Source organism: Hydrogenophaga sp., from assembly GCF_028698005.1.
Taxonomy (GTDB): domain Bacteria; phylum Pseudomonadota; class Gammaproteobacteria; order Burkholderiales; family Burkholderiaceae_C; genus Hydrogenophaga.
In genome coordinates this window covers 1-3156 of the sequence record NZ_JAQVEJ010000236.1, presented here as the reverse complement: position 1 = coordinate 3156, position 3156 = coordinate 1, and the positions used below count along the sequence as shown (strand labels likewise).

Below are 3156 nucleotides of genomic sequence, written 5' to 3'. Positions count from 1 at the left end.
GGAACGTCGCCGGCGCCGTCGAGCATGCCGCGCGTGTCCGATTCGCTGTCCACGGTCACTTCCAACGAGCTCAGCTCGATGCCCAACTGCGCCGCCCGCAGGGCGATCATCGTCGCGTCGCAATTGGCCAGCGCCGCGCGCAGGAACCAGCCCGGCGTGGGCGCGCTGTTGCCGCCACCGATACCCGCCGGCATGTCCGTGACCAGGGTTTCACCCTTGGGCCCAACTGCCTTGCAGCGCAGGCCCGACACCACGGTGGCCACCGCCGCCTTGTCGTGCGTGAGCGCGTCCTGCGGGTTGACGACGAAGTGGCTCGCCAGGCGTTCCACCGACTGCCGGATCTGATCAACGCCCATCTGCATGCTCCTTGCGTAGGGCCCTGCGGCAGGCGCACCCGGGCACCGGGTGCCGGGGATCACGGTGTATCAGGGCGGTGGCTGGGTCGCGCCATTTTGATACGCACCTCACAAAATGGCAAAGCCGGCTATCTGCCGGTCCCGGGCTTGCGCACCGCGTAACGCAGCTCGACCATGGTCGGACCCATCTGGTGCACCTCGGTCAGGCTCAGCACCGGGTGCAGCACGCGGCGCGGAAACACCGGCTTGCCGCGCCCCAGCGTCACCGAACCCACCTGCAGGATCAACTCGTCCAGCAGGCCCGCGTCGTAGAACTGACCCACCAGGTCTCCACCGCCCACGATCCAGAGGTTCTTCCCGCCGGCGGCCTCACGCATCCGCGCGTGCACCTGGCGCACGTCGCCCTGCACGAAGTGGATCTCGCTGTCCGTCGTCGGGATACGCGGCAAATCACGGTGAGTCAACACCCACGTCGGCTGCGTGTACGGCCAGGGCGAGCCGGCCTCGGCCACCACCTCGTCGGCGTGGCGCAGCATCCACTCATAGGTGGTCGCGCCCATGGCCAGCGCCCCCACCTCGGCGATGAACGCCGGGTAGCTGGAGCTGCCCAGTTCACCGAGTGGAAACAGCCAGTCCAGCGAATCATCCTCGGTGGCGATGAAGCCGTCGAGGCTGGTGGCGGCGTAGTACTGCGTTTTCATCATGTGCCCCTAGCCTGTCCGCTGCCCGCCCCGGCCAGCAGCGCCAGGGTGGCCGCATCTTGCCTGCCCGCGAAATGCGTGTCCAGCGCCCGGTGGAACACCGAGCCCGGTGCCGACACCCGCGCGAACAGCGTGATGCACGAGTGGAACTTGCGCGCGTCGATGCCACCCAGGATGGCCTCGGGCGCGGTACCGGCGTGGGCCTGCATCGCCGTCACGCACTCGGCCAGACGCGACCCGAGCACCGGATGCGCCAGATATGCCCGCGCCTCGTCCAGCCCCGACATCGCGTAGCGCACCGCCATCGGGCTCGTCCCCAGACCGCGCAGTTGCGGCAACACGTACCAGCTCCAGTGCGTGCGCTTGCGGCCGGCACGCAGCTCCGCGAGCGCCTCGGCATAGTTGGCCGCCTGCGCCTGCACGAAGCGCTCCAGATCGAAGGGATCGTTCGACGTCACGGTACCTACCCTGCCCTTTCCATGCTGCCACCGCTCACGCCGCCGTGGTGGCCGCCCGGGTCCTGGCAATGACCGGCATACGAAGCCGGCGTCCGAAGAGGTGGCCGGCGGCGGCCGAAACACTGGCTACGCGGCATCGCCGCGGATCATGACCAGCAGCATCTTGAAGTTCCCCGCGGGGTGGACAGCGTGCGGCACATGGGCCGGCATGAGCAGGCTGTCCGCCTCGCCCACGGTGTGCGTCACGCCGCCGACGGTCACCTCCGCGCGCCCTTCCACGCCGATGATCAGGGCATCGTAGGGCGCGGTGTGTTCGCTCAGCCCCTCGCCGCCCTCGAAGGCGAAGAGCGTCACGTTGCCGGCGGCATTCTTGACCAGCATCCGGCTGACGACGGACTTCTCCTGGTACTGAAGCATTTGCTTGAGGTTGCGCACTTCGGGTGCGGTGTTGCTTGCACTCATGGGGTGCCTCCGGTCGGGTTGACAACGGTCCATGCCAGAACGAGTTGCGCCGCAAAGTATGTGGGCCAACCCCAAAGGCGGTTGACCCAGGACTGCTCGACAAAACGGTCTCTGGCCACAGAAATATCGGACGCCGTGAAGAGCAAGGCGCCTGCCAGCACTGCCCAGCGCCCGGATGCGTGGGCATGCCCCGTCGCCGCCACGCACATGCCCAGGATCACCACCACGTAGGCGATCACGGGCACCTTGAAATTGTCGGGCGTGTGCGGCAACAGCCATCGCAGCACGCCAACACCAAAGACCAGCGCCAGCAAGGCGGCCACGGCCATGGCTGGCATCGACAGCGAGCCGGACGCAAACGCCACGGCATACAGCACATGCGAAAGAAGAAATGCCGCCAGCCCGACCATGAAGGCCTTGGGGGCCCGGGACAGCAGAAGGGCATCGCCCAGCCAGCCCAGCACCAGCGCGCCGACGATCCACTGGCCGTAGGTGAACTCCAGCGCTCCCAGCGTGACCGCGACCAGCACAAAGCAGGTGCTCGCGGCGAGCTTGGCAATGGCTCGACCGGCGGCCAGACCGCGCCAGTCGGCCACCAGCAACGCGGCCACGGCGGCAAAGCAGGCGATGGTCAGTGCAACGGGAGTGAGCATGGGAGTGATGAATGGCTTGTGCTGGTCAATGCCCGCCTCGGCGCCGTGAGGGAAGGCGCACCGGGGATCGGCTCCGACAGGTCGTGCGTCATTCTCCCGCGCCATGCAAAGAAATCCAGTGCAGCCGAGCCAACGGTTCTCTGGAACAGCGAAGACCTCGATTGCGGGTAACCGGACATCGAATACTCGATGCTCTGGGCGCAGTGCTCCAGGGTTTGAGCCCAGCTCCAGACAGCATTTGAACGCGGCGCCCCGGACTGTGCGAGAAACGCAATCTCCTTTTCTGCGGCGTCCAGGGTCAGCAACGACAGACGCCGACCCCCGGATGGGCTTGCCATGCAGCCCGACTGCGACACGGCGGCGAATGCGGGTATACCCACGGCAGCGACCAGGGCAGAGCGTCGGCGAGGGTCGAAGTTGTTGTGCATGCGATGGACAAACAGGCGTGTTGAAGGGCTGCGTTGCTGCTATCGCTTCTTCTCTGGCATGGCAGAGGAATGATGGCTTGCAATCAGCCACTTTGTCC

At 66.8% G+C, this 3156-nt stretch carries 6 protein-coding genes; all 6 read right to left on the bottom strand.

Annotation, left to right across the window (positions count from 1 at the left end):
- On the bottom strand, positions 1 to 356 hold a 356-nt coding region (locus tag PHQ87_RS15300; RefSeq protein ID WP_300236247.1), incomplete at its 3' end, for an OsmC family protein.
- Positions 357 to 484: 128 nt separating this feature from the next.
- Positions 485 to 1057 (bottom strand): dihydrofolate reductase family protein, encoded by a 573-nt coding sequence (locus PHQ87_RS15295; protein ID WP_300236252.1) that lies wholly within the window; start codon positions 1055 to 1057, stop codon positions 485 to 487.
- On the bottom strand, positions 1057 to 1515 hold the full coding sequence (locus PHQ87_RS15290) for a DUF1810 domain-containing protein (protein WP_300236244.1): 459 nt from the start codon (positions 1513 to 1515) through the stop codon (positions 1057 to 1059). The genes PHQ87_RS15295 and PHQ87_RS15290 overlap by 1 nt, the downstream gene beginning before the upstream one ends.
- 126 nt (positions 1516 to 1641) lie before the next feature.
- On the bottom strand, positions 1642 to 1977 hold the full coding sequence (locus PHQ87_RS15285; RefSeq protein WP_300236241.1) for a cupin domain-containing protein: 336 nt from the start codon (positions 1975 to 1977) through the stop codon (positions 1642 to 1644).
- Entirely contained in the window at positions 1974 to 2630 is a 657-nt protein-coding gene (locus PHQ87_RS15280) for a lysoplasmalogenase (RefSeq protein ID WP_300236238.1), read from the bottom strand. Before PHQ87_RS15280 ends, PHQ87_RS15285 begins: the two co-directional genes overlap by 4 nt.
- Positions 2609 to 2968, bottom strand: coding sequence for a DUF1569 domain-containing protein (locus PHQ87_RS15275; RefSeq protein WP_300236249.1), 360 nt, complete (start codon positions 2966 to 2968; stop codon positions 2609 to 2611). Before PHQ87_RS15275 ends, PHQ87_RS15280 begins: the two co-directional genes overlap by 22 nt.
- Positions 2969 to 3156: the final 188 nt, after the last annotated feature.